We start from the raw sequence: 25,054 nt of genomic DNA, 5'->3' as shown, positions 1-25,054 counted from the left end.
GGGGGGCCGCTTAGGCGGGCCCCCCCCCCCCCGCCCGCTCAGACTCCCTGCCGCCAGGTGGCGCGGACGGCCGTCATGAAGATGCCCGGCCCGACACCCAGCACGACTCCGCGCGCGCCCTCGGCGGGCGGCTTGGCGAAGGTCCTCTCCAGCACCTCCAGCACCGAGGCGGAGCCGAGGTTGCCGACCTCCCGGAGGGAGTCGCGGGCCCGGTCGAACATCTCGGGCGGGCATCCGAAGCCCTCCTCGAGACAGTCCAGGATTTTCGGGCTTCCGGTGTGCGAAACGATGAACTCCGGCGCGTTGTCCGGGCCTTCGGGCGCGGTCCGGGCAAGCCAGTCGCCGAGGCGGGGCAGCAGACCGCGGATCGCGTTCAGCAGTCCGGGCGAGTTGTGGGCGTGCAGCCCGTCGCCGTGGGTGTCGGAACCGACGAGGTGGTGACTGCCTGGTTGCACGCACTCCCAGGACCCGGTGAGTTCCATGTGCGGGCCGCTCGCCCGCGAGCGGACCACGCAGGCGCCGGCGCCGTCCCCCAGGATGCCCTTGAAGATCATGCCGTCCATGCCCTGGTCGCCCCGGTGCAGGTAGTGGCTGAACACGTCGGCGCACACGACGAGAACGGTGGCTCCCGGACGGGCGGCCACCAGATCCATGGCCGTGGAGATGCCGAACACCCCGCCGGCGCAGCCCAGCTGGGTCACCGGGACGCGGCGCACCGACGGCCGCAGTCCCAGCCTCGCCATCAGCGGGATGTCGAGTCCGGGTATGGTGTGTCCGGTGGCGCTGGCCACGACCAGGGCGTCGACGTCGGAAGGCTCGAGTCCTGCCTCCCGCAGCGAGCCGCGCGCGGCCTTCTCCGCGATGTCCAGGGAGTCGGCGAGGTGCTCGCGGGTCCGCTCCACGAGGGAGTACTCCTTGCGCAGCTGATCGGCCAGGGGCCTGGTGTACCAGCGCGTACGCACGGTGGTGGCGCCTATGATCCGGCGGATGTCGGCCGATCTGGGGTGGTCGGGGTACAACTCCGCGAGGCGTTCTAGGACTTCATCAGTGGTGACCTGATGGCGGGGCAGAGCGACGACAGGTGCGCTGACGACTGGCACGACGTCTCCAAAACTGTGGGAGATCTGCTGGGATTGTGCGGGCCGGTCGCACCCGCCCGGTCTGTCCGCGCCCGGGCTCCGGCCCGGGCCGTGGCCCGTCGGCTCTCGTCCTGGAAGTCTGCGCACGCCGAACACCCCCGGTCTCTGACCGTGCTCCCCCGTCGGGAGCGCCTTTGCAGCGCGGAAAGAAATATGTGGAGCTTCTGCAGAACTGCTGAAGTGCGGGAATGCGGAAGTGCCGAACGGCGGAACGGCGGAACTGGGATCACTGCACCTGCCGGCGTACGGCGGTCCGGAGGATGCCCGTGAGACTCTCCACCGCCGGCCGCGCCCCGACTGACGACACCCGGGATGCGCAGCCCGAAGCACGCCGGTGGACCCTTCCGGAACCGTTTCGGTCTCGGACCGTGTCTCTGACGTGACCGTACGGCAGAGCGGGTGCCGCGGCAAGACCGAATTTCAACGCTCGTGGAATCGGTCGGGCGAACGCGTTCGTCCAGCTCTCAACCACATTCGTCGCCGCGGGCGACCGCTCCACGACGAATGTCATCAACCATTGAAATCATCGCATGTTGAGTTTAGTCTGGCGGTACGAGCGACCCGCGTCCACACCGAGAAAGGGCCGACCGCCATGTACGCACCGGCGCGCCACCGCGCGGACACCGACCCCTGGGTGGAGCGCGCGGTCTGCCGCGACGCCGACCCCGAGACCTTCTTCCCGCCCGCCGGCGGCACCGACGACTCCGACCGCGAGACGGCCGCCAAACGCCTGTGCGCCCGCTGTCCGGTGACCCGCGAGTGTCTGCGCGAGGCGCTGCTGCACGAGGAGAGCACGGGGATCTGGGGCGGGCTCACCGTGCGGGAACGGCGCGAAGTGCTGCGGGTCGCCGCCTCGTTGCGGGAGATGCCCGGCGAACTGGCCGCGTTCCTCGCGCAGGGCGGACGCCGGATCACCGCGCCGCCGCGGGAACGGCCGGCGTACGTGTGGTTCCTGCACCGGCACGGGTGGGAACCGGGCCGGATCGCCGCCGCGCTGGGGCTCACCTTCAGCCAGGTCCAGCAGGCCTGGCGCGCGGCGGACTACGCCTCCGCCTGCACCCGCGGGCCCGTGCACCGGATGCCGGGATTCACCCCGGCGAAGGTCCCCGCGGGCAGGACGCGGACGCCGGCCGCGCGGGCGGGTGCGCCCGAGGCCGCGACCGCCGGGGCGCGTGACGGCGTCCGCCGTTCGGGCGAGCCGGCTACGCCCGCGGTCCGCGCTCCCCGGTCGGCCCCGCCCGGTACCGCTACGCCCGACGGCCCCGCCGCCGGCGCCCCCGTGACCGGGACCCGTACGCCGGAGACCCGAGTGCCGAAGGCCCACGCGGCGGAACCCGACCGGCCTCGCGGCCCCCGGCGCTGGGTGCGGCTGGGCGGCGCGGCCGGCGCCGGGAACGTGCGGGCGTCATGAGCGCGCTCGCCTCGGCGCCGCCGCGCCTGCTGACCCGGACCGTCACCACCGACGACGGCGCCGAGATCGTCGTGGACACCCACGGCGCACCCGATGCCCGGGCCACGGTCGTGCTGTGCCACGGCTGGACGCTGTCCGCCCGCGGCTGGCGGCCGCACATCGACGCGCTGACCCGGCCCCGCCCCGGCTTCCCGGCGGTGCGGACGGTCAGCTACGACCAGCGCGGGCACGGCCGTTCGACCCGTGGCACCGCCCTGCTGGACATGGCCCTCCTCGGCCGCGACCTCGGCCGCGTGCTGACCGAGACCACGGCCGGGCTCGACGGTCCCGTGGTGCTGGTCGGCCACTCGATGGGCGGCATGGCGATCCAGCAGCTCGCCGCGCACCGGCCCGGCATGTTCGAGGCCCGGGTGGCCGGCGTCGCACTGATCTCGACCTGCCTCGACCAGGTCGGAGCAGCGCCCGCCGCGCCCCACGAAGGGCAGGCGCAGCGCCGGGCCGACGCCGGGCGCCGGGCGGTCGCCGCCGGCCTGCTGCGCTCCCCCGGCTGGGCCCGCGCCGTGCACCGGCTGCTCACCGGCCCGCTCTCCCACCCGTCGACCGCCCCCGTGTGGCGCGCGCTGTTCGGCGCGGGGCCGCGGGGCGAGGGCGTCCGCACGGACGCGCGGGCGCTGCGCGACATCCCGCCGTTGACGGTCGCCGAGTTCTACGCCGCCCTGACCACCCACGACTGCGCCGGACGCCTGGCCGCACTTGGCCGGGTGCCCACCCGCGTCCTGGTCGGCGCGCTCGACGGCTACACCCCGCCGCAGCAGGCCGCGCGGCTGGCCGACGACATCCCCGGCGCCGTCCTGCAGACGGTGCCGCAACAGGGCCACGACCTGCCGTACGAGCGGCCGGTGCTGGTCGTGGAGACGGTGCACGCGCTGCTGCGCGAACTGCGGCGGCCCGAGGAGCCGCCCCGTGGCTCCCGCCCCCGCCCCGCCGAGCCGATGGCGACAGCGCGGTGACGCGCCCGCACACCGACGCGGACGGTGAGACGGGGCTGCGCCGCGACGTGCTGGCGGCGCGCCGGATCGTGGTGAAGGTGGGCTCGTCGTCGCTGACGACCGCGCTCGGCGGACTCGACTCCGACCGGGTCGACGCCCTGGTGGACGTGCTCGCGCGGGCCCGCGTCGCGGGCGCGGAGATCGTCCTGGTCTCCTCCGGCGCGATCGCCGCCGGCCTCGCCCCGCTGGGCCTGACCGAACGGCCCGCGGACCTGGCCCGCCAGCAGGCGGCGGCCTGCGTCGGGCAGGGGCTGCTGGTGGCCCGCTACACCGCCTCCTTCGCCCGCTACGGCCTGCGGGTGGGCCAGGTGCTGCTGACCGCCGACGACATGGGCCGCCGCACCCAGTACCGCAACGCCTACCGCGCGCTGGCCCAGGTGCTGACCATGGGCGCGGTGCCCGTCGTCAACGAGAACGACACCGTGGCCACCGCCGAGATCCGGTTCGGCGACAACGACCGGCTCGCCGCGCTGGTCGCCCACCTGGTCAGGGCCGACCTGCTGGTCCTGCTGTCGGACATCGACGGACTGTACGACGGCGACCCGCGCCGGCCCGGGGCCCGGCGGCTGCGCGAGGTGCGCGGCCCGCAGGACCTGCGGGACGTGGAGATCGGCGGTACGGGCAGCGGCGTCGGCACCGGCGGCATGGTGACCAAGGTGGAGGCGGCCCGGATCGCGACCGCCGCGGGCGTCCCCGTCGTGCTGACGGCCGCCCGGCACGCCGCGGACGCGCTGGCCGGACGGGAGACCGGGACGCTGTTCCACCGCACCGGCGACCGGGGCTCCGACCACCTGCTGTGGCTGGAGCACGCCAGCAGCCCGCGCGGGACGGTGCAGCTCACCGACGGGGCCGTGCACGCGCTGGTGCAGGGGCGCGGGCCGCTGCCCGCGGAGGGCGTCACCCGGGTCGAGGGGCACTTCGTGGCCGGCGACCCGGTGGAGCTGGTGGACGAGGCGGGCCGGGTGGTCGGCCGCGGGCTGTCCTCGCTCGCCGTCCAGGAACTCGCCCTGCTGCGCGGCCGCTCGGGCCGTGAGGTGGTCGGCCAGGACGACCTGGTGCTGCTGCCGGCCGCCGCCCGCGCCGGACTCCCGGCCCAGCTGCGCCGGCGGGTCAGCGTACGGGTCAGGCCCGCCCGCGAGGTGCCCGTCCACGATTCCGCCCGGCCCGGCGCGCCCGCGGGCCTGCCGCCGAACTGGCCGACGGGCTGACCCCCGGCCGGTCCGGGCTCCGTCCGGCGGCTGATGTGCGCGGCGGCTGCCGCCCGCTGCTCGAACGTCCGGGGCAGCTCGCCGCAGGCAGGAGCCGCGGCGGCGCTCGGGCAGGAGTCCGCCCGGCGGGCGGCGGACGACCCGGCAGGCGGCTGGTTGCTTCGTTTCGGGGCCGGTTGGTGGTCAGGCCGGGGCCTGGACGCGTGCGACGCCGCCTGCAAGGCGGCCGAGCAGCAGCAAGCCGTGTTCGCCGCCGTCGAGTGCCGAGCCCGCCGCCGGACGGTGAAGGCCGGCGCACTCACGGCACCGCAGCACACGTGCCATCGAGGATCTGCCGTCGGAGGCGCTCCATCAGGCCGGGGTCGATGGCGCTGTGGAGGTCGGCGGGGTCCGGCCGGCGCCTCGGTCGTCTCGGCTTCGGCGAGGGCCCGGTACAGCGAGGCGACCGCGGGGTGCTTGCCCGCGTGCTCGCCCAGCCCGCGTCTGAGAGCCGACTCCGGGCGGCCGTACCTGCCCCCATGCGAGCTGCCGGTGTTCCGGGTCGGTCTTCGTGGCATTCGTGCCCAAGCGGTCGCAGTATGGATAGCGGATCAGCTGCCGGACGCGATCGGGCCCGGGCCGCGGTGAGGGGGCGGGGCAGGAGGTGGTCGGTGGTGGCTCGTGGGCGTTTGCGGGTGTACCTGGGAGCGGCTCCCGGGGTGGGCAAGACGTACGCGATGCTGGCCGAGGGGCAGCGCCGCAGGGGGCGCGGCACCGATGTGGTGATCGGTCTGGTGGAGCCGCACGGCCGTCGGCTGACGTTGGAGATGGCCGATGGGCTGGAACTGGTGCCGCGTCGGACGATGGTGTACCGGGGCATGGAGCTCACGGAGATGGATCTGGACGCGGTGCTGGCGCGTCGGCCGCAGGTGGCCCTTGTCGACGAACTCGCCCACACCAACGTGCCCGGCTGTCGTAACGAGAAGCGCTGGCAGGACGTCGAGGAACTGCTGGACGCGGGGATCGACGTGGTGAGCACGCTCAACATCCAGCACCTGTTGTCGCTGGCGGATGTGGTGGAGGAGATCACCGGGATCAGGCAGGCGGAGACGATCCCGGACGAGGTGGTGCGGCGCGCGGAGCAGGTGGAGTTGGTCGACATGACTCCCGAGGCGCTCAGACGCCGTATGGTTCACGGCAATGTCTGTCCGCCGGATCGTGTCGAGGTGGCCCTCACCCATTACTTCCGGCCCGGTAACCTCACCGCGCTGCGGGAGCTGGCGTTGCTGTGGGTGGCGGACCGGGTCGAGGAGGGGCTGCAGCGCTATCGCGCGGAGCACGGCATCGTCGCGCCGTGGGAGACGAGGGAGCGGATCGTCGTCGCGCTGTCCGGCGAACGGGATGAGGAGGCGCTGATCCGGCGTGCGGTGCGGATCGCGGGCCGGATCCCCGGCAGTGAGCTGCTGGCGGTGCACGTGGCGCGCGATGACGGCCGGGCGGGAGCCGATCCGGCGGTGCTGGCCGGGCATCGGGCCTTGGTGGAGTCGCTGGGCGGCAGCTACCACCAGGTGGTGGACGCGGACGTCGCCGAGGCGCTGTTGCGGTTCGCGCGTGCGGAGGATGCCACACAGATCGTGCTGGGCGGGGCACACCATGCGCTGCACGAGGTGCTGGGTGACTGTGTGGTGGCTCGGGTGACCCGGCATGCGGGTGGCCTCGACGTGCACGTCCTGACGCACGAGCGCACGGAGCGAGCCAGGGTTCCGGCCTTGCCTCCGCTGACGGGTGGTCTCGGCCGGGGCCGGTTCGGGTGGGGGCTGGTGCTGGCGGTGGTGCTGCTGCCCGTACTGACCGTGCTCCTGACCGCCGTCCGGGGGTTCGGACTGGCCGGTGAGCTGCTGATCTACCTGATGGCGGTGGTGGGCGTCGCGTTGGTGGGCGGCCTTTATCCGGCGCTGGCCGCCGCGCTGGGGGCCGGTGTGCTGGCCGACTACTTCTTCGTTCAGCCACTCCACTCGCTCACCATGGCTCGCGTCGCTGACGCATCCGTCCTGGTGGTGTTCCTGGCCGTGGCCGCCGCGGTCAGTGCTGCCGTCGAGCGGTCGGCCCGGCGGGCTCGTCGGCACGCACGGGCTTCGGCCGAGGCGGGAGTCCTCGCGGAGCTTGCGATGTCGGCGTTGCGTGACCGGGACGATCTGCCGGCTCTGCTGGAACGTGTCCGTACGACTTTCGGTCTCGAGGCACTCAGTCTGCTGCAGCGGGACAGGCCGGACAGCCGGGAGTGGTTCGTCACCGCCAGTTCGGGTTCCCGCCCGCCCGAGCGACCGGAGCAGGCGGATACGGCGGTGTCGGTGACCGATGAGCTGGCGCTGGCCGCGCGCGGCCGGCCTCTCGGTGCGGACGACCGGCGCCTGCTGCACGGCTGCGCCGCCCAGGTGGCGGCGTCCTGGGAGAGCCGGCGCAGCCGCCGGCAGGCCGAGGCGCTGAGCGAGCGTGCCGCCTCCGACCGGCGCCGTGCCGAGGCGCTGCAGGCCGCCGCGAGCGACCTGGAGCAGGAGGTCGCGGCGGCGCGAGGGGCGCTGGAGCCCTTGCGGGAGCGTCGGACGCCCGCGACCGCCGCACAGTGGGCTGCGCTGTGCGATCGGTCCGAGCAGGCCGTCCGCCGGATCGGGGCGCTCGTCGGCGACGTGCTGGACCTGAGCCGGGTGCACGCCGGAGCCCTGGACGTGCATCTGCGGCCGGTCGACATGGACGAGGTCATGGCGGTAGCCCTCGGCGACCTCGGGCCGGGCGGGCACACCCTGGCCCTGGAGATGACCGAGGATCTCCCGGACGTGATCGCGGACGCCACGGTGCTCACCCGAGTGGTGACCGATCTGGCGGCCCATGCGCTGCGCCGCAGCGCCGCGGGCGAAGCTCCCGCTGTGGCCGTGGGGACGGCCGACGGCCATGTCGAGATCAGAGTGGCCGATCATGGTTCCCTCGACGTCGAAGCGGGGGAGGCCGTCGGTGTCCCGGCTCCGGTCACTGGTCTGGTGCCGCGCCTGTGCACGGACCTCGCGCGGCTGATCGGCGGCGAACTGCGCTGGGACGTCACGGACGGGGGTGGGCTCACCGCCGTACTGAGCCTGCCCGCGGCGGCCAAGCGCGCTGACGCGGCGCGGACAGCCACGGACTGAACCGCCGGTACGAGCGGTCGCGGACACCGTCGCCGGGCAAGCAGGCGGCGGTACGGGCGCCGCCGCGTCCTCCTCTTCGGTCGTGGCGCCGGACTGCCGGTTCCGGCACAGAGTCAGTCACGCCGCAGGTGCTGCGTGCGCTCGAAATGAAGGCGCCCGCGGCCCGGCTTCCCGGCGGCGACGGGTATGCGTGGCCGACCCCGGTGGCCTCGAACCCGACCTCCCGTCGCTGAACGGCCGGCGCCGCCTTCCGGCCGAGCTCGGGGGCCGGTACGTCCAGGTCGCCGGGGAGGACGTGGCCGGTGCGATTCTGGACTTCACGCGTGCTGAGCAGGCGAGTCGGCACGTGCTGGGGCCGGCCGGCGCAGTCGCGGTCACCAGGTGCTGCACGGCTCCCTGGCCGACGGCGTGACGCATGGTGCGCGGTGCGTGTTCATCGTCGGCCCCGACCCGTCCAGATCGTGGTTGAGCCGGACGACGTTGACGCTTTTCTGCCCCAGGAAGCCCAGCCGGCGGCCGGTGACGTGTGCCGCGACGAGCCGCCGGACCGCGGCCGGATCCAGCCCACGGGCCTTCGCCACCCGGTTCACCTGCTCGTAGGCGTACGCGGGTGAGATGTCCGGGTCGAGACCGGAGCCGGAGGCGGTGACCGCGTCGGCGGGAACGCTGCCCGGCCGGACGCCGTCGAACGCGGCCACGGCGGCACGGCGCTGGGCGATCCTCCTGACCAGCGTGTCGCTGTTGGGGCCGAGGTTGGAGGCGCCGGAGCTGGTCGGGTCGTAGCCGGTGCTTCCCGCCGCGGACGGGCGGGGCTGGAACCACTTGGGGTCGGGCGCCGCCGTGGTCCGGCCCTTGCGCGGGGGGAGGTCGAAGTTCTGGCCGAGGAGGGAGGAGGCCACCGGACGTCCGCTGTCCTTGATCATCGATCCGTTGGCCTGGTGCGGAAAGAGGCCCTGGGCGATGCCGGTGATCGTCAGCGGGTAGGCGATACCGGTGATCACGGTGAACACCAGCAACATGCGCAGCGCCGCCAGATGGTCGCGGACCACATGGGCCAGGGAGCCGAACACGAAGATCACCCTCCTTGTCGGTCAGTGCAGTCCGGGGATGAACTGGACGATCAGGTCGATGGTCTTGATGCCGAGGAAGGGCAGCACCAGCCCGCCGAGGCCGTAGATCCAGATGTTGCGGCTGAGCAGCGCGGCCGCCGACGAAGGCCGGTAGCGGACGCCGCGCAGCGCCAGCGGGATCAGCGCGATGATGATCAGCGCGTTGAAGATGATCGCGGAGGAGACGGCCGAGGTCGGGCTGTGCAGGCCCATGATGTTGAGACGGTGCAGCCCCGGGTAGACGCCGGCGAACATCGCGGGGATGATCGCGAAGTACTTGGCGATGTCGTTGGCGATGGAGAACGTGGTCAACGAACCTCGGGTGATGAGGAGTTGCTTGCCGATCTCGACGATCTCGATCAGCTTGGTCGGGTTGGAGTCGAGGTCGACCATGTTGCCGGCCTCCTTGGCGGCCGACGTACCGGTGTTCATCGCCACGCCGACGTCCGCCTGGGCCAGCGCGGGCGCGTCGTTGGTGCCGTCACCGGTCATCGCGACCAGCTTGCCGTCGGACTGCTCCCGCTTGATGAGGGCCATCTTGTCCTCGGGGGTGGCCTCGGCGAGGAAGCCGTCGACGCCGGCCTCCTGCGCGATCGCCCTGGCGGTCAGCGGGTTGTCGCCGGTGATCATCACCGTGCGGATGCCCATGCGGCGGAGTGCGTCGAAGCGCTCGTGCATGCCGCGCTTGACGACGTCCTTGAGGTGGATGACCCCGAGGATCCGGGCGCTCTCGCCTCCCGCCCGCCGAACCACCTCGCCGACGACCAGCGGCGTGCCGCCGGTGGCGGAGATGCCGTCGACCAGTGGGCCGACCTCGTCGGTGGGGTGGCCGCCGTGTTCGCGGACCCAGCGCATGACCGCGGTGGCCGCGCCCTTGCGCAGGGAACGGCTGTCCGGTTCGTCGGTGAGGTCCACCCCTGACATGCGGGTCTGTGCGGTGAACGGGACGAATTCGGCGTGCGTCAGCTCGCCTTCGGTCCGTGCGCGCAGCGCGTGACGTTCCTTGGCGAGGACCACGATCGAGCGTCCTTCGGGTGTCTCGTCGGCGATCGAGGACAGTTGGGCGGCGTCCGCCAGCGTTTCCAGGTCCACGCCGCTGACCGGCATGAACTCGGCGGCCTGCCGGTTGCCCAGGGTGATGGTGCCGGTCTTGTCCAGCAGCAGGGTGTTGACGTCGCCCGCGGCCTCCACGGCGCGTCCGGACATGGCCAGCACGTTGCGCTGTACGAGCCGGTCCATGCCCGCGATGCCGATCGCGGAGAGCAGCGCGCCGATCGTGGTCGGGATCAGGGCGACGACCAGTGCCACGAGGATGACGATGGACTGCTCGGCGCCGGCGAAGACGGCGAACGGTTGCAGGGTCACCACAGCGATCAGGAAGACGATGGTCAGCGAGGCCAGGACGATGTCGAGCGCGATCTCGTTCGGTGTCTTCTGCCGGTTCGCGCCCTCCACCAGCGCGATCATGCGGTCGATGAAGGTCTCGCCGGGTTTCGAGGTGACCCGCACCACGATGCGGTCGGAGAGTACCTTCGTCCCGCCCGTCACGGCGGAGCGGTCGCCGCCGGACTCGCGGATCACCGGCGCCGACTCCCCCGTGATCGCGGACTCGTCCACGCTCGCGATTCCCTCGACCACATCGCCGTCACCGGGGATGATCTCGCCGGCCTCGACCACGACGTGATCACCGAGCCGGAGTTCGGTGCCCAGAACCTCCTCGGTGGCCTCCGGCGCGCCGGGCCGCCCGGCACGGATGACACGGCGGGCCATGGTGTCCTTCTTCGTCCGGCGCAGTGTCTCCGCCTGCGCCTTGCCGCGTCCCTCCGCCACCGCCTCCGAGAGATCGGCGAAGACCACGGTCAACCAGAGCCAGATGGTGATCACCCAGGCGAAGACGCTCGGGTCCCTGATCGCTGACAGGGTGGTCAGCACCGCGCCGACCTCGACCACGAACATCACGGGGTTCCTGACCATCAGGCGCGGGTCGAGCTTGTGCAGCGCACCGGGGACGGAGGCGCGCAGCAGCCTGGGCTCCAGCATTCCGCCGGAGACCCGGTGCGGTTCGGCCTCCGGCGGGCCCTTCGGCGCCTTGGCCTCCCAGGTGGCGGGCATCAGCGCAGCCCTTCCGCGAGCGGCCCCAGCGCCAGCGCGGGCAGGTAGGTGAGGCCGACGACGATGAGGATCACGGCGGACAGCAGGCCGACGAACTGCGGCCGGTGGGTGGGCAGCGTGCCCGCTGTGACGGGCACCGGCTGCTGCCGGGCGAGCGATCCGGCCAGCGCCAGCACGAACACCATCGGCAGGAAGCGGCCCAGGAGCATCGCCAGCCCGAGCGCGGTATTGTACCAGACGGTGTTCGCGCTCAGACCGGCGAACGCGGAGCCGTTGTTGTTGGCGGCCGAGGTGAAGGCGTACAGCACCTCGGAGAAGCCGTGCGGACCGTGGTTGAGCATCGCCGCCCGCTCGCCCGGCAGCGCCATCGCCACGCCGGTGCCCACCAGCACGATCGCCGGAGTGGTGAGGATGTACAGCGAGGCGAACTTCATCTCCCGGCCGCGCAGCTTCTTGCCCAGATACTCCGGCGTACGGCCGACCATGAGGCCGGCGATGAAGACCGCCACGACGGCCAGGACCAGGATGCCGTAGAGACCGGATCCGGCGCCGCCGGGGGCGATCTCGCCGAGCATCATGTTGAAGATCGTCAGGCCGCCGCCGCCCGGCGTGTACGAGTCGTGGGAGGAGTTGACCGACCCACATGACGTGAGGGTCGTGGACACGGCGAACAGGGCCGAAGCCCAGATCCCGAACCGCTGCTCCTTGCCCTCCATCATCCCGTCGGCCGCGTGTCCGGCCGTACTGCTCACGCTGTGCAGCTCGTTGGCGGTGACGACGGCCACCGATGCGGCCCAGATCAGCGCCATCACGGCGACGATGGCGTAGCCCTGCCGCTTGTCGCCGACCATCGTGCCGAAGGTGCGCGGCAGTGAGAATCCGATCACCAGCAGCAGATAGACCTCCAGCCAGTTCGTGAACGGATCGGGGTTCTCGAAGGGGTGGGCGGAGTTGGCGTTGTAGAACCCGCCGCCGTTCGTGCCGAGTTCCTTGATGGCCTCCTGGGAGGCGACCGGGCCGCCGGGGACGGACTGATGCTGCCCGGCGACGGTGGTGATCGACTCGAAGCCGTGGAAGTTCTGGATTGTGCCCGCGGCGACCAGCACGACCGCCATGAACAGCGAGATCGGCAGCAGGATCCGCAGCACGACTCTGATGAGGTCCTGCCAGAAGTTGCCGACCCGGTCGGTCTTCTTCCGGGCGAACCCGCGGATCAGGGCCGCGACCACGGCGATCCCGACCGCCGCCGAGACGAAGTTCTGCACCGCCAAGCCCGCCATCTGCACCAGGTGGCCCAGGGCCGACTCGCCCGAGTACGCCTGCCAGTCGGTGTTGGTGACGAAGGAAGCGGCGGTGTTGAAGGACAGGTCGGGGCTGACCGGCTTCGTGCCGAGGGACAGCAGCAGATGATTCTGCAGCCGCAGGAAGCCGTAGAGGAACAGCACCGAGACCACGGAGAACGCGAGCACGCTGCGCAGGTAGCCGGGCCACGTCTGCTCGGCGTCCGCATGCACGCCACCGATCCGGTACACCAGACGTTCCGCGCGCCAGTGACGGGGGGAGGTGAGGACATGGGCCATGTGGTCGCCGAGCGGGCGGAAGGTCAGGGCCAGCGCACCGACCAGGGCGATGATCTGCAGCCAGCCCGCGAGAGTGGCGTTCATGGAGGCCCTCTCCGGCCACGGACCGTGAGGAACGCGGCTACAACTTCTCCGGGAAGATCAGGCACAGGACCAGGTAGATCGCCAGGCAGACGGCGACGGCCAGGCCGACGATGTTGTCCAGGCTCACAATCGGCTCACTCCCCTGGCGATCAGACCGATCAGGGCGAACGTGGCGATGGCGAGGACGACGAATCCAAGATCCGGCATATGCAGCACCCCGTAGCGTCGACAGGAAGGGAACGGTCACCTGCGGCATGTGGAACAAGGGCAGGACACCGTCGACACAAACCTTTGCATTCAGGGCAAATCTTGCCCATTTGACCCAATACGCCTCATTGTCGACTCTTTCATGCCCTCGGGCATCTGCTGGATGAGTTCTTGACGCATGGCTCGCGGGTCGGCCGAATCGGCATCCCGGCCCCGTCAGGTATGGCGAGGCGCCGTGCGCACGCCATCCCGGCATGACGGACACGGCGTGGTAGGCACAGCTGCAAGTGCCTGATCGACGACCACGCGCACTACGACGGCCCGAAGCTGCCCGTCGACGGGGACTACGGCGCGAAGACCGGGACAGCGGTCCGCAGGCTCCAGGCCAACCGGAGTGCCAGTGGCAGGCACCCCATCTCGGTCGACGGCATGGTCGGTCCGCAGACCTGGCGGGCGCTGCGCGCCGCCTGATCCTTGCCGGTCGGACGCACCCGGCTCGCCGCCGGGGCCGGAACGACCGGCTCCGGCGGCGAGCCGTCAGTCGATGCCGCGGACGATGTGGGCCTCGGCCGGGTCCTCGTCCACGCCGGCGAGGGCCAGGCGCGGGGCCTCGGGCGCGGCGGGCCGGAAAGCGGCCGGCCAGGAGTCCCCGTGCGGCTTGCGCTCGTACACCAGCCGGCCCGCCGGTCTGGTCTCCGTGATGATCCGTATGTACATGGACCGACCTCCCGTCTACGGCGCCGGGGCGGCGGCTCCGCCCCGGATGTGACCGTCGCCCACCAGGACGTACTTGGTGGTGGTCAGCGCGGTCACCCCCATGGGGCCGCGCGCGTGGAGTTTCTGGGTGGAGATGCCGAGTTCGGCGCCGAGGCCGAGTTCCCCGCCGTCGGCGAAGCGGGTGGAGGCGTTGACCGCGACGACCGCGGTGTCCAGCGACGTGACGAAGCGGCGTGCGGCGGCCTGCGAGTCGGTGACGATCGCCTCGGTGTGGCCGCTGCCGTGCCGGCGGATGTGCTCGACCGCCTCGTCGAGGGAGCCGACGACGGCGGCCGCGAGTTCGAGGGCCAGGTACTCGCGGTCCCAGTCCGCGTCGGCGGCGGGCACCACCGCGTCGTGGAACGAGCGCACCCGCGCGTCGCCGTGCACCAGCACGCCGTGCTCGGTCAGCGCCCGCAGCGCGCGGGGCAGGAAGTCGGCCGCGACGGCCTCGTGCACCAGCAGGGACTCGGCGGCGTTGCACACGGACGGGCGCTGGGTCTTGGCGTTGAGCAGGATGGCGAGTGCCTTGTCGAGGTCGGCGTGCTCGTCGACGTAGACGTGGCAGTTGCCGACGCCCGTCTCGATGACCGGGACCGCGGCGTCGCGCACCGTGGCCTGGATCAGCTCGGCGCCGCCGCGCGGCACGAGGACGTCCACCAGGCCCCGCAGGGACATCAGTTCGCGTACCGAGTCGTGGGTGGTGCCGGGCACGACCTGCACGGCGTCGACGGGGACGCCGGTCTCGGCGAGGGCCTCGCGCAGGGCCGCGACCAGGGCGGCGTTGGTGTGGCGTGCGGTCGAGGAGCCGCGCAGGAGGGCGGCGTTGGCGCTCTTGAGGCAGAGGCCCGCGGCGTCGACGGTGACGTTGGGCCGCCCCTCGTAGATCATGCCGACCACGCCGAGGGGCACCCGGACGCGGCGCACCTCCAGACCGCTGGGCAGCACTCCCCCGCTCACGATCTCGCCGACCGGGTCCGGCTGGTCCGCGAGTGTGCGCAACATGGCCGCGAGGCCGTCGAGTTGGCCGCGGGTGAGGGTCAGCCGGTCGAGCACGGTCGCCGACCGCCCGGCGGCGCGGGCCGCGGCGACGTCACGTTCGTTGGCGGCGAGGATCCCGGCCGGGTCGAGGGTCAGCCGCCGCGCCATCGCGGACAGCGCGGCGTCCCGCTCGGCCCCGGTGGTGAGGGCGAGGGCGCGCGCGGCGGCCCGGGCGGCGAGCGCCGCCTCGCGGACGGTGCGGGCGGGTGCGTCGCCGGTTCGGGGGTGCCGGTGTGCCGTGGTCGTCATCGGTCCTCCCCGTGTTCGGCGGTGGGCGCCGGGGCGTGCGGGGGCAGGACGTCCGCGGACGTCGGTGACCAGCCGATCAGTTCGGCCAGCAGCGCCCAGGCGAGGGCGTCCGCCGCGTCGCCGCGGGCGGTGGGTTCGGGGCCCGTGCTCTTCATGGGGTTCTCCCTGTCCTGCCGGGGTTGCCCGGCTCAGCCGTAGACCCGGAAACCGGCGCCCGTCTTGCGTCCCGCCCGGCCGGCCGCCACCAGGTGGCCCAGCAGGGGAGCGGGCACGGTCCCGGGGCGGCGGTCGGCGTCGTGCAGGACGCGCTGGATGCTGAGCGACACGTCGAGGCCGATCACGTCGAGCAGTTCGAACGGCCCGAGCGGATAGCCGCAGCCCAGCCTCATCACGGCGTCGATCTCGTCGGCGCCGGCGTAGTGGCTCTCGGCGAGCCGTACCGCGCCGTTGAGGTAGGGGAACAGGAGCGCGTTGACGATGAAGCCGGGCCGGTCCATGCACTGCACCGGGTGCTTGCCGAGCCGCCGGCACACCTCCCGGGCGGTGTCGACGTGCCGGGGCGCGGTCTCCAGGGAGGGGATGACCTCGACGAGCCGCATCACCGGCGCCGGGTTGAAGAAGTGCAGGCCGATGACGTCCTCGGGCCGCCCGGAGGCCAGCCCGCACTCGATCACCGGCAGGCTGGAGGTGGTCGTGGCGAGCAGGGCGCCGGGCCTGCCGACCGCGCCGAGCCGGGCGAACAGCGGTTTCTTCACCGCCAGGTCCTCCGCGACGGCCTCGATCACCAGGTCGCGGTCGGCGAGCCGGTCCAGGTCGCCGGCCGGCGCCAGCCGCTCCAGCGTGGCCGTCCGGTCCGCCTCGGTGAGCTTGCCGCGGCGCACCGCGCGTCCGGTGGAGGCGGCGACCGCCTCCCACGCGAACTTGGCGCGCTCGTCGCTCCGGCCGACGACGACCGTGTCGACGCCGGCCTTGGCGAAGACCTCGGCGATGCCGGTGGCCATGGTGCCGGTCCCGACGACGCCGACCCGGCGCACCGGGGACGCGCCCTGCGACCGGCGGGCGGGGGCGGGGCCGGCGGCGGACGGTTCGCGGTAGTCGTAGAAGCCGCGGCCGGACTTGCGGCCGTGCAGCCCGGCCAGGGCCATGTGGCGCAGCCGGCGTGCGGGTTCGAAGGCGGGCTCGTCGTAGCGGGCGGCCAGCGCGTCGAGGACGTCGCAGGCGGTGTCGGTGCCGATGACGTCGAGGAGTTCGAACGGGCCGCTGGGCAGCCCGCAGCCGTACCGCATGGCGGCGTCGATGTCGTCTCGTCCGGCGGCCCGCCGCTCGTACATCGTGGCGGCCTGGTTGAGGAAGCCGAACAGGAGCGAGGCGGAGACCAGGCCGGGGCGGTCGCCCAGGGTCACGGCCTCCAGGCCCAGCGCGCGCACCAGTTCGCGGACGCGTGCCACGGCGGACGCGTCGGCGATGACGGTGCGGCCGATCTCCGCGAGGCCGGCGGCGGGCAGCGGCAGGTGCAGGCCGACGAGCCGTCCGGGCCGCCCGGAGGCCGCCGCGAGGTCGGTGAGGGAGAGCGCCGAGGCGGTGGTGGCGAGGACGGTGTCGGGCGGGCAGACCCGGTCCAGTTCGCGCAGCACCTCGGTCTTGACGTCCCGCCGCTCGGGCACCGCCTCGACCACGACGCGCGCCGCGGCGAACTCCGCCCAGCCGCCGGCGAGCCGGATGTGCCGGCCGGCGGCCCGCGCCTGCTCGGGCGTGTCGAACAGCTCGGTGAGCCGGGCCCGCGCGTCGGGGCGCGGATCCCGTACGACGACGGCGTGCCCGGCGAGCACGGCCCGGCGCACCAGCGCCCCGCCGATGACACCGACGCCGACGATCCCGAGCGCGGCACCGCCCGGCTCCTCCGGGGCGCGGGTGACTGCCGGGTCTCGGGTGGCCGTCAGGTTCCGGGTGGCCGTCGGGTTTGGGGTGGCCGACGGGTCCGTGGTGGCCGCCGATCGCGGGACGGCCGTCGGCTGCCGGGCTGCTGCCGACTGCCGGGTGCCGCCTGTTTCCCGGTTGTCCGCCGCGTTCACGCCGCCACCCCGCTCAGCCGGGCCCGGTCCGACGGGGTGGCCGTCTCCCGGAAGCGGTGGAGGGCCGGTTCGTGGCGGGCGCGCAGTTCGGGGTCGCGGACGCCCAGGCCCTCGCCCGGAGCCAGGCACAGCACGCCGACCTTGCCGTGGTGTTCGTTGCGGTGGATGGACTCCACGGCGCGGGCGACGTCGTCGAGGGCGTAGGTGCGGGACAGGGTGGGGTGGATCCTGCCCTTGGCGATGAGGCGGTTGGCCTCCCACGCCTCGCGGTAGTTGGCGCAGTGCGTGCCGATGATCCGCTTCAGCGACATCCACAGGTAGCGGTTGTCGTACTCGTGGACGTATCCGGCGGTGGACGCGCAGGTGACGATGGTGCCGCCCTTGCGGGTGACGTAGACGGAGGCGCCGAAGGTCTCGCGGCCGGGGTGCTCGAAGACGATGTCGACGTCCTCGCCGCCGGTCAGTTCGCGGATGCGGGAGCCGAGGCGCTTCCACTCCTTCTGGTCCTGGGTGTGCGGGTCGCTCCAGAAGCGGTAGCCCTCCGCGTTCCGGTCGATGATCAGCTCGGCGCCCAGTGAGCGTGCCAGGGCGGCCTTCTCGGGTGAGGAGACGACGCAGATCGGGTTCGCCCCGCCCGCCAGCGCGAGCTGGGTGGCGTAGGAGCCGAGGCCGCCGACGGCGCCCCAGATCAGCACGTTGTCGCCCTGCTTCATACCGGCGCCGTTGGGGGTGACGAGCTGGCGGTAGGCGGTGGAGTTGACCAGGCCCGGTGCGGCGGCCTCCTCCCAGGTGAGGTGCTCCGCCTTGGGCAGCAGCTGGGTCGCCTTGACCAGCGCGAGGTCGGCGAGGCCGCCGTAGTTGGTCTCGTAGCCCCAGATGCGCTGCTCGGGGTCGAGCATGGGGTCGTTGTGGCCTTCGGCGGCCTCGAGTTCGACGGAGACGCAGTGCGCCACGACGCGGTCGCCGACGTTCCAGCGCCGTACGCCGGGGCCGCGTCTGACGACGACGCCGGCCAGGTCGGAGCCGATGACGTGATACGGCCGGTCGTGGCGGGCGGCGAGCCCGCCGATGCGGGCGTAGCGCTCCAGCAGGGCGAAGGTCGGCACCGGCGCGAACAGGGCGCTCCAGACCGTGTTGTAGTTCACGGCGCTCGCCATGACCGCCACCAGGACCTCGCCGGGGCCCGGTTCGGGGGTGGGCACCTCCTCGATGTGCAAGGAGTCGGCAGGTTTCCGGTCGTGCAGCGGCACGCCGTCGAACATGCCCGCGTCCGCCTTGTGCAGCACGGCCGCCCGGTAGGAGTCGGGAACCCCCAGGGCCGCCACGTCGGCCGGCACCGAGTCCGGGGACTCGATCGCCTCCACCAGTTCGCGCATGAGCAGGCACCACCTTCCGCGGTTCACGCCGGTGCGTGCCGAGTCGGAACCGACTTCCCACCGGAGAAGAACTCAACAGAGAATGAACTCAACAGGCAAGGAGTTTTACACGAAGCCAGAACCCCGGCAAGCCCCGTCCGAACCCGCCCGCGACCCGCACCCGCACCCGCACCCGCACCCGCACCCGGACGCCCCTTGTCCGACATCGCCCGGCATGCAAAACTCACCACCAGTTGAGTTCCTTGTTCGTTGAATTTTGTTCGTCTCACCAGACACCCGAGGGAGCTGCCGTGACACCGCACCAGCTCGAGTCTCTGCAGGCCACCGCCATCGCCGGCATCGCGGGCATCCTGATCGCGGGCACCGCCCTGGCGCACCTGGCACGCAGAGCCCGTCAGCCTGCCGTCATCGGCGAGATCACCGCGGGCATCCTGCTCGGCCCGAGCCTGCTCGGACTGCTGCCGGGTGACCTGACGCACCGTCTGTTCCCGGACGACGTGCGGCCCTTGCTGTCGATGGTGGCCCAACTGGGCCTTCTCTTATTCATGTTCACCGTCGGATGGGAGCTGGACTGGGCCTCCATGCGCCGCCGCAAGAGCTCGGTGGCCGCCGTCACGGCGGGCAGCATCCTCACGCCGCTGATCCTCGGCATGGGCGTCGCCGCGCTCCTCTACCACAACCACTCGGTGGTCGACGGCGAGAAGGTCCCGATGACCTCCTTCACCCTCTACCTCGGCGTCAGCATGTCGATCACGGCGTTCCCGGTGCTGGCCCGCATCCTCAAGGACAACGGCATCAGCCGTACGGCGGTCGGCGCGCTCGCCCTGACCAGCGCGGCCTTCGGCGACGTGCTCGCCTGGTGCCTGCTGGCCGCCGTGGTCGCGGTGGTCACCGCGTCCGGTACCACCGGGTTCACCGACACCCTGTGGATGTCGGCCGGTTACGGCGCCGCGATGATCGTCGTCGTCCGTCCGATGCTCGCCCGCGCCGTGGCCCGGATGATCCGGAGGGGCTCCGGAGTCCACCTCGCCACCCTGGTCACGGCGGGCCTGCTGCTCTCCGCGTACACCACCTCGAAGATCGGCATCCACCCCATCTTCGGCGCCTTCGCCTTCGGCCTGGTCATGCCGCGCAAACCGCACGTCCTGCTGGAGGATCGGATGCTCCGGCCGCTGCAGCACGCCGGGGAGCTGATGCTGCCGGTCTACTTCATCGTCACCGGGCTCTCCGTCGACATCGCGGACATGTCGCCGACCGCCTGGGGCGAGCTGGCCCTCATCCTCTGTGCCGCGATGTGCGGCAAGCTGCTCGGCGCCGGTCTGCCCGCCAGGTCGTTCGGCCTGAGCTGGCGGGAGTCCACCGGCGTGGGCGTGCTGATGAACACCCGCGGCCTGACCGAACTGATCATCCTCGGCGTGGGGCTCAACCTCGGCGTGCTCGACCAGACGCTGTTCACCGAGATGGTCCTCATGGCGCTGATCACCACGGCGATGACCGGCCCGTTGCTGCCCCACCTCTTCCCCCACCGGCTCGGTCTGGTCGCCTCGCGCCACACCGCCTCGGTGGTCCGCATGCCCGAACCCGCGGAGCAGGCCACCGACCTGGCCGGGTGACCGGCCGCGGGCCCGGCCTGGCCGGGTGACCGGCCACGGGCCCGGTCCGGCCCGGCGAGCGGCCGCGGGTCCCGCCGGCGGCCGGCCGCGGCCCCGGCCCACCGGTGCGGGACGCGAGGCCTCGAACGGCACCCGCACGACAAGCGGCGTCCGGAACGACAGAAGTAGTGACGTCCAGACAAGGAGATGGTCCAGGTGCACCCCGTCATCAGCACGCTGTCCCGGGTCTTCGACATGCCGTCGGAATTCATCGGCGACGAGATGCAGCTCCGCGCCGTGGCCAGCTGGGACGACCTCAGCGCCGTGGAGCTCCAGGTCCACCTGGAACACGAACTGGGCACCACCCTCGACGACCACCTCATCGAACGCATCGACTCCGTGGGCCAGTTGCGCGAGTTCTACGACGAACGGCTGGCCGAACTCAGCTCGATGAAGGCCCCGCGGGACGCCTCCGCCATCGCCCCTCCCCTGCCCGGACCGGCCGACCGGCCGGCCCCGGCCCCCGAGGCCCCCTCCGAGATGGTGATCGGCGAGACCGGCATCTCCGAGGTGGACCCCGCGCGCGGCCGGCTCGCCTACCGCGGCTATCCCGTCCAGGAGCTGATCGGCCGGGTGACGTTCGAGGAGGTCGTCCACCTGCTGATCCGGGGCTGGCTGCCCGACCGGGACGAGCTGACCGCCTTCCGCGCCCGGCTGGCGGCCGCACGGGAACTGCCCTCCATGGTCGCCACCAACCTCGTGCTGAACTCGGGCTGCAGCACGTCCTCGGTGCTGCGCACGGCGGTGTCGGCGCTCGCGGTCGCCGCGGAGGCCGACGCCGACCCGGCGGCCCACATCGACCTCGGGGAACGGCTCGTCGCCCGCATCCCGACCATCTTCGCCATCCAGCAGGCGGCCCGGTCGGGGCGCAAACTCCCACGCCCCGAACCGGAGTTGTCGCACGCGGAGAACATCCTGCACATGCTGGGCCTGCCCCGCGACCCGGAGCGGGTGAAGCTGGTCGACCTGTGCCTCATCCTCCAGGCCGAACACGGCTGCAACGCCTCGGCGTTCGCCGCCCGCGTCGCGGCCGGCACCGGCGCCGACACCTTCGCCACCATGACCGTGGCGCTCGCCACCTTCACCGGCCCGCTGCACGGCGGCGCCGCCCACCAGGTCATCGAGCTGGCCCGGCAGGGCGACAGCCCGTCCACCGCCGCCGCCTACCTGCGCGGCCGCGTCGACCAGGCCCGCGAGGAGCGCGCCCGGCACGGCTCGTACGCCGAGGAGGACCCCCGGGTCCGGCCGCTGCGCGAGGCGGCCAGGCGGCTGCGCGGCGGCCCCGACGGACAGCGCGTCCTGGAGGTGCTGGACGCCGTGCGGACCGCCGCCCACCCGTCGAAGGGACCCCGCCCCTACCTGACCGTGGACTGCTACGCCGCCGCCATCTACCACATGCTCGGCATGCCCTCCGACCTGTTCGTCCCCATGTTCGCCGCCGCCCGGGTCCCCGGGTGGCTGGCGCACGTCGAGGAACAGCGGGCCCAGCAGGGGCGCATCCACCCGCGCCTGCGCTACGTCGGCCCGCGCAACCTGCGGCTGCCCAAGGCCCTCGGGCCCGGGCACAACTGACCACCGACCGACGGCGGGAGGGCGCCGCCTTCCCCGTACCCCAGGAGTAGACGTGGAGTTCGGCTGGAACGAAGAGCAACAGGCGCGCTACGACGAGGTGCTGGCGGCCACCCGGGCCGCCTTCCCCGCGCCGCCGGACGGCGGGTTCTACAGCCGCAAGGACTGGCTGCGCCTGGGCGAGATCGGCATGCTCGGGGCCTGCCTGCCCCAGGAGCACGGCGGGCGCGGCCTCGGCGCGCTGGACACCGCCCGCGTGGTGGAGGCGGTGGGCCGCGGCTGCCTGGACACCGGCCTGGTGTTCGCGGCCGCGGCCCACACCTTCGCCTGCGCCGTGCCGATCGCCGAGTTCGGCAGCGAGCCGGTGCGGCGCCGGCTGCTGCCCGAGCTGGCCGCGGGCCGGCTCATCGCGGGCAACGCGATGACCGAGCCCGACGCCGGTTCGGACTCCTCACGGCTCACCGTGACGGCGACGGCGGTCGACGGCGGATACCTGCTCAACGGCACCAAGAGCTTCGTCAGCAACGGCCCGGCCGCCGACGTGTACGTGACGTACGGGACCGTGAACCCCAAGGCGGGCTTCCTCGGCGTGACCGGCTTCGTCGTGGAACGCGGCGCGGACGGGCTCGTCGTCGGGCAGCCGTACGAGAAGATGGGCATGCTCTCCTGCCCGGCCGGCGCGATCACCTTCGAGGACTGCTTCGTCCCCGAGGAGCAGGTGCTCGGCGGCGTCGGCGCGGGCGCGGCGATCTTCCAGCACTCCATGGGCTGGGAGCGGGCCTGCTTGTTCGCCCTCTACGTGGGGCTGCTGGACCGGCTCGTGGAGCAGTGCGTGGCACACGCCCGCGAGCGGCGCCAGTTCGGCCGCCGCATCGGTGAGTTCCAGTCGGTGTCCAACCGCGTCGCCGACATCAAGCTGCGGCTGGAGAGCGCCCGGCTGCTGCTGTACCGCGCCTGCTGGTCGATGGACCGGGGCGAGTCGTCCGTGCTGGAGATCGCCCTGTCGAAGCTGGCCGTCTCCGAGGGCGTCCTGGCCTCCGCCGCCGACGCCGTACGGGTCTTCGGAGGGCGCGGATACCTGCGCGAGGACGGCATCGAGGCCGTCCTGCGCGACGCCGTGCCCAGCACGATCTTCTCCGGTACCTCCGACATCCAGCGCCAACTGATAGTGAAGGAGATAGGGCTGTGAGGCTCCACCAACTCGTCATCGACTCCGCACGGCGCACCCCTGACTCCCCGGCCGTGCGCACCTCCCACGGGGTGCACAGCTACCGGGAGCTGGACGAACTCGCCGACCGCTACGCCGCCGCGCTGCACCGGCGCGGGGTGCGGCCCGGCGACCGGGTGGTGCTGTGGACCCACAAGACCGTGGACGCCGTCGCCCTGATGCAGGGGGCGCTGCGCGTCGGCGCGGTCTACGTCCCGGTCAGCGCCAACAACCCGGCCGCCCGCGTCCAGCGCATCGCCGAGGGCTGCTCCCCGGCCCTGGTGGTGGCGGACGCCGACGGCGTCCGCCGCGCCGCCGACGCCGGCTGGCCCGATGCGCTGCCGCTGGCCGCCTTCGACGACGTACGCGACGAGGCGCCCGCCGCGGACGCCCCGCCCGTGCACGAAAACCAGCCCGACGACCCGGCCTACATCCTGTACACGTCCGGTTCCACGGGCGAGCCCAAGGGCGTGTGCATCAGCCACCGCAACGCCCTGTCCTTCGTCCGCTGGGCCGTCGCCGAGACCGGGCTCACCGACGCGGACCTGCTCTCCAACCACGCCCCGTTCAACTTCGACCTGTCCGTCTTCGACCTGTACGGCGCCTTCCAGGCGGGCGCCTCCGTCTTCCTGATCCCCGAGGGCCTCGCCTACGACCCGGCCCAGCTCGGCGCGCTGCTGCGCGAGGAGCGGATCAGCGTCTGGTACTCGGTGCCGTCGGCGCTGGTCCTGATGATGCAGCGCGGCGACCTGCTGGTCGGCGACCCGCCCGAAGCGCTGCGCGTGTGCGTCTTCGCCGGCGAGCCCTTCCCGATCCAGCAGGTGCACGAGCTGCGCAAGGCGTGGCCGGACGTGCGGATGTTCAACTGGTACGGGCCGACCGAGACCAACGTGTGCACCAGCTACGAGGTCACCGAGCGGGACCTGGGCAGCACCCGCGCGCTGCCGATCGGCACGCCGGCCTCCGGCGACCGCATCCGGCTGCATCCGCCGCGGGCGCGCGAGGGCGAGATCGTGGTGAGCGGCCCCACGGTGATGCTCGGCTACTGGGGCCGCGAGCCGCAGCAGGGCCCGTACTTCACCGGGGACATCGGGCGGATGGGCCCGGACGGAATGCTGGAGTACGTGGGCCGGCGCGACCAGATGGTGAAGGTGCGCGGCCACCGGATCGAGCTCGGCGACGTCGAGTCCGTGGTCGCCGCGCACCCGCGGGTGCGGGCCGCGGCGTGCGTGGTGGTGGGCAGCGGCCTGGACGCGCGCATCCACGCCGTGGTGGTGCCCGAGGGCCCCAAGGCGCCGGGCCTGCTGGAACTCAAGCGCGACTGCGCCAGCCGGCTGCCGCTGTACATGGTGGTGGACGCGGTGCACGTCGTCGACGCGTTCCCGCTCACGGCGAACGGCAAGACGGACCGTCAGGCCCTGGTGGAGCGCATCACGGCCGTCGATCCGGGGTGACCTGCGATGTCCGCGGCCCTGGCGTTCCTGGGCCTCACCGACGACGAGGATCTACAGATGCCCGAACAACTCCGTTCCTCCCTTACCCTGCCTGACCAGGTCGACCTGCACACCTTCCGTTCGGTGATGGGGTCGCTGGCCACCGGCGTCAGCGTGGTCACCAGCGTCACCTCCGACGGCGAACCGCGCGGCCTGACGTGCAGCGCGGTGTGCAGCGTCTCGGCCTCCCCGCCGCTGCTGCTGGTGTGCGTCAAGCATCCCAGCGGCACGCTGGAGGCCATCCACGAGAGTTCCGTCTTCGCGGTGAACTTCCTGTCCTCCGGGATGGCCGAGACCGCCAGGACGTTCGCCTCGCCGGTGCCCGAGCGGTTCTCGGGCGTGGCCTGGAGCCCGGGCAAACGGATCGCCGCGCCGGTCCTCGACGCCAACGTGGCCACCGCCGAGTGCATCCTGACCAGCAGCTACCTGGCGGGCGACCACCAGATCCTGATCGGGCGCCTGGTGCACGGCGACGTCAGCACGACGCACACGCCGCTGGCCTACTGGCGGGCGTCGCCTCCCGCCTCCACTCCGGCCCCGACGACCCGGTCCTGGTCTTCAACGGCGACATCCTCACCGGCC

The 25,054-nt window shown here is 72.7% G+C and carries 19 protein-coding genes and 1 pseudogene; 10 read left to right on the top strand and 10 right to left on the bottom strand.

Annotation, left to right across the window (positions count from 1 at the left end):
* Window positions 1–38 precede the first annotated feature (38 nt).
* Window positions 39–1,100 (bottom strand): PhlD, encoded by a 1,062-nt coding sequence (locus tag AB0G63_RS36450; protein ID WP_360759305.1) that lies wholly within the window; start codon window positions 1,098–1,100, stop codon window positions 39–41.
* 631 nt (window positions 1,101–1,731) lie between these two features.
* Here AB0G63_RS36450 and AB0G63_RS36445 point away from each other — a divergent pair.
* The 4 genes from AB0G63_RS36445 (at window position 1,732) to AB0G63_RS36430 (ending at window position 7,965) form a co-directional block, all read left to right on the top strand.
* Window positions 1,732–2,550: a WhiB family transcriptional regulator gene (locus AB0G63_RS36445; protein WP_360759302.1), complete on the top strand. Its 819-nt coding sequence runs from the start codon at window positions 1,732–1,734 to the stop codon at window positions 2,548–2,550.
* Window positions 2,547–3,560: an alpha/beta hydrolase gene (locus AB0G63_RS36440; protein WP_360759299.1), complete on the top strand. Its 1,014-nt coding sequence runs from the start codon at window positions 2,547–2,549 to the stop codon at window positions 3,558–3,560. The genes AB0G63_RS36445 and AB0G63_RS36440 overlap by 4 nt, the downstream gene beginning before the upstream one ends.
* A complete protein-coding gene (gene proB / locus AB0G63_RS36435; RefSeq protein ID WP_360759296.1) occupies window positions 3,557–4,807 on the top strand; it encodes a glutamate 5-kinase in 1,251 nt (416 codons plus the stop codon). Before AB0G63_RS36440 ends, proB begins: the two co-directional genes overlap by 4 nt.
* A 653-nt stretch (window positions 4,808–5,460) precedes the next feature.
* A complete protein-coding gene (locus AB0G63_RS36430) occupies window positions 5,461–7,965 on the top strand; it encodes a DUF4118 domain-containing protein (protein WP_360759293.1) in 2,505 nt (834 codons plus the stop codon).
* Between the two features lie 374 nt (window positions 7,966–8,339).
* On the opposite strand, the gene kdpC is transcribed toward AB0G63_RS36430, so the two are convergent.
* Genes kdpC through kdpF form a run of 4 tightly spaced genes read right to left on the bottom strand, consistent with a single transcriptional unit; the run spans window position 8,340 to window position 12,977 of the window.
* Window positions 8,340–9,035: a potassium-transporting ATPase subunit KdpC gene (gene kdpC, locus AB0G63_RS36425; protein WP_360759290.1), complete on the bottom strand. Its 696-nt coding sequence runs from the start codon at window positions 9,033–9,035 to the stop codon at window positions 8,340–8,342.
* 21 nt (window positions 9,036–9,056) lie between these two features.
* Window positions 9,057–11,186 (bottom strand): potassium-transporting ATPase subunit KdpB, encoded by a 2,130-nt coding sequence (gene kdpB / locus AB0G63_RS36420; protein WP_360759287.1) that lies wholly within the window; start codon window positions 11,184–11,186, stop codon window positions 9,057–9,059.
* Window positions 11,186–12,850 carry a potassium-transporting ATPase subunit KdpA gene (kdpA, locus tag AB0G63_RS36415; protein ID WP_360759284.1) on the bottom strand — a complete coding sequence of 555 codons (1,665 nt, stop codon included), beginning with the start codon at window positions 12,848–12,850 and terminating at the stop codon, window positions 11,186–11,188. Before kdpA ends, kdpB begins: the two co-directional genes overlap by 1 nt.
* Before the next feature lie 37 nt (window positions 12,851–12,887).
* The gene (gene kdpF, locus AB0G63_RS36410) at window positions 12,888–12,977 is read right to left on the bottom strand and encodes a K(+)-transporting ATPase subunit F (RefSeq protein ID WP_360759281.1); all 90 of its coding nucleotides are present in this window, start codon (window positions 12,975–12,977) and stop codon (window positions 12,888–12,890) included.
* 371 nt (window positions 12,978–13,348) lie between these two features.
* On the opposite strand from kdpF, the gene AB0G63_RS36405 reads away from it, so the two are divergent.
* Complete coding sequence (locus AB0G63_RS36405) at window positions 13,349–13,528, top strand: peptidoglycan-binding domain-containing protein (protein WP_360759308.1); 180 nt, start codon at window positions 13,349–13,351, stop codon at window positions 13,526–13,528.
* Window positions 13,529–13,594: 66 nt separating this feature from the next.
* Here the strand turns inward: AB0G63_RS36405 and AB0G63_RS36400 are convergent, their stop codons facing one another.
* Genes AB0G63_RS36400 through ccrA form a run of 5 tightly spaced genes read right to left on the bottom strand, consistent with a single transcriptional unit; the run spans window position 13,595 to window position 18,551 of the window.
* Complete coding sequence (locus AB0G63_RS36400; protein WP_360759278.1) at window positions 13,595–13,774, bottom strand: hypothetical protein; 180 nt, start codon at window positions 13,772–13,774, stop codon at window positions 13,595–13,597.
* A 15-nt stretch (window positions 13,775–13,789) separates the two neighbouring features.
* Window positions 13,790–15,103: a glutamate-5-semialdehyde dehydrogenase gene (locus AB0G63_RS36395; RefSeq protein ID WP_360759276.1), complete on the bottom strand. Its 1,314-nt coding sequence runs from the start codon at window positions 15,101–15,103 to the stop codon at window positions 13,790–13,792.
* The gene (locus AB0G63_RS36390; protein ID WP_360759273.1) at window positions 15,100–15,258 is read right to left on the bottom strand and encodes a hypothetical protein; all 159 of its coding nucleotides are present in this window, start codon (window positions 15,256–15,258) and stop codon (window positions 15,100–15,102) included. The genes AB0G63_RS36395 and AB0G63_RS36390 overlap by 4 nt, the downstream gene beginning before the upstream one ends.
* A gap of 33 nt (window positions 15,259–15,291) precedes the next feature.
* Window positions 15,292–17,175 carry a 3-hydroxyacyl-CoA dehydrogenase NAD-binding domain-containing protein gene (locus AB0G63_RS36385; RefSeq protein WP_360759270.1) on the bottom strand — a complete coding sequence of 628 codons (1,884 nt, stop codon included), beginning with the start codon at window positions 17,173–17,175 and terminating at the stop codon, window positions 15,292–15,294.
* Window positions 17,172–18,551: a crotonyl-CoA carboxylase/reductase gene (gene ccrA / locus AB0G63_RS36380; RefSeq protein ID WP_360759267.1), complete on the bottom strand. Its 1,380-nt coding sequence runs from the start codon at window positions 18,549–18,551 to the stop codon at window positions 17,172–17,174. Before ccrA ends, AB0G63_RS36385 begins: the two co-directional genes overlap by 4 nt.
* Before the next feature lie 290 nt (window positions 18,552–18,841).
* Between ccrA and AB0G63_RS36375 the strand changes: the two genes are divergently transcribed.
* The 5 genes and pseudogenes from AB0G63_RS36375 to AB0G63_RS36355 form a co-directional block, all read left to right on the top strand.
* Complete coding sequence (locus tag AB0G63_RS36375; RefSeq protein ID WP_360759263.1) at window positions 18,842–20,164, top strand: cation:proton antiporter; 1,323 nt, start codon at window positions 18,842–18,844, stop codon at window positions 20,162–20,164.
* 195 nt (window positions 20,165–20,359) lie between these two features.
* The gene (locus tag AB0G63_RS36370) at window positions 20,360–21,775 is read left to right on the top strand and encodes a citrate/2-methylcitrate synthase (RefSeq protein WP_360759259.1); all 1,416 of its coding nucleotides are present in this window, start codon (window positions 20,360–20,362) and stop codon (window positions 21,773–21,775) included.
* Between the two features lie 52 nt (window positions 21,776–21,827).
* Complete coding sequence (locus AB0G63_RS36365; protein WP_360759257.1) at window positions 21,828–22,961, top strand: acyl-CoA dehydrogenase family protein; 1,134 nt, start codon at window positions 21,828–21,830, stop codon at window positions 22,959–22,961.
* Window positions 22,958–24,433: an amino acid adenylation domain-containing protein gene (locus AB0G63_RS36360; protein WP_360759254.1), complete on the top strand. Its 1,476-nt coding sequence runs from the start codon at window positions 22,958–22,960 to the stop codon at window positions 24,431–24,433. The genes AB0G63_RS36365 and AB0G63_RS36360 overlap by 4 nt, the downstream gene beginning before the upstream one ends.
* A gap of 6 nt (window positions 24,434–24,439) precedes the next feature.
* Window positions 24,440–24,925, top strand: a pseudogene (locus AB0G63_RS36355) (flavin reductase family protein); the annotation flags it as partial.
* Between the last annotated feature and the right edge of the window lie 129 nt (window positions 24,926–25,054).

The sequence above is a fragment of the Streptomyces sp. NPDC020996 genome (assembly GCF_040641355.1).
In the GTDB taxonomy this organism is placed as follows: domain Bacteria; phylum Actinomycetota; class Actinomycetes; order Streptomycetales; family Streptomycetaceae; genus Streptomyces.
Note: the sequence above shows the minus strand (reverse complement) of the source record. Positions and strands in the feature narration are given on the sequence as shown.

Coding starts and splice junctions, on each gene's coding strand:
- AB0G63_RS36445 (WP_360759302.1), top strand. CDS start 1,732: ATGTACGCACCGGCGCGCCACCGCGCGGACACCGACCCCTGGGTGGAG.
- AB0G63_RS36440 (WP_360759299.1), top strand. CDS start 2,547: ATGAGCGCGCTCGCCTCGGCGCCGCCGCGCCTGCTGACCCGGACCGTC.
- kdpB (WP_360759287.1), bottom strand. CDS start 11,186: ATGCCCGCCACCTGGGAGGCCAAGGCGCCGAAGGGCCCGCCGGAGGCC.
- kdpA (WP_360759284.1), bottom strand. CDS start 12,850: ATGAACGCCACTCTCGCGGGCTGGCTGCAGATCATCGCCCTGGTCGGT.
- AB0G63_RS36400 (WP_360759278.1), bottom strand. CDS start 13,774: ATGTACATACGGATCATCACGGAGACCAGACCGGCGGGCCGGCTGGTG.
- AB0G63_RS36395 (WP_360759276.1), bottom strand. CDS start 15,103: ATGACGACCACGGCACACCGGCACCCCCGAACCGGCGACGCACCCGCC.
- AB0G63_RS36390 (WP_360759273.1), bottom strand. CDS start 15,258: ATGAAGAGCACGGGCCCCGAACCCACCGCCCGCGGCGACGCGGCGGAC.
- ccrA (WP_360759267.1), bottom strand. CDS start 18,551: ATGCGCGAACTGGTGGAGGCGATCGAGTCCCCGGACTCGGTGCCGGCC.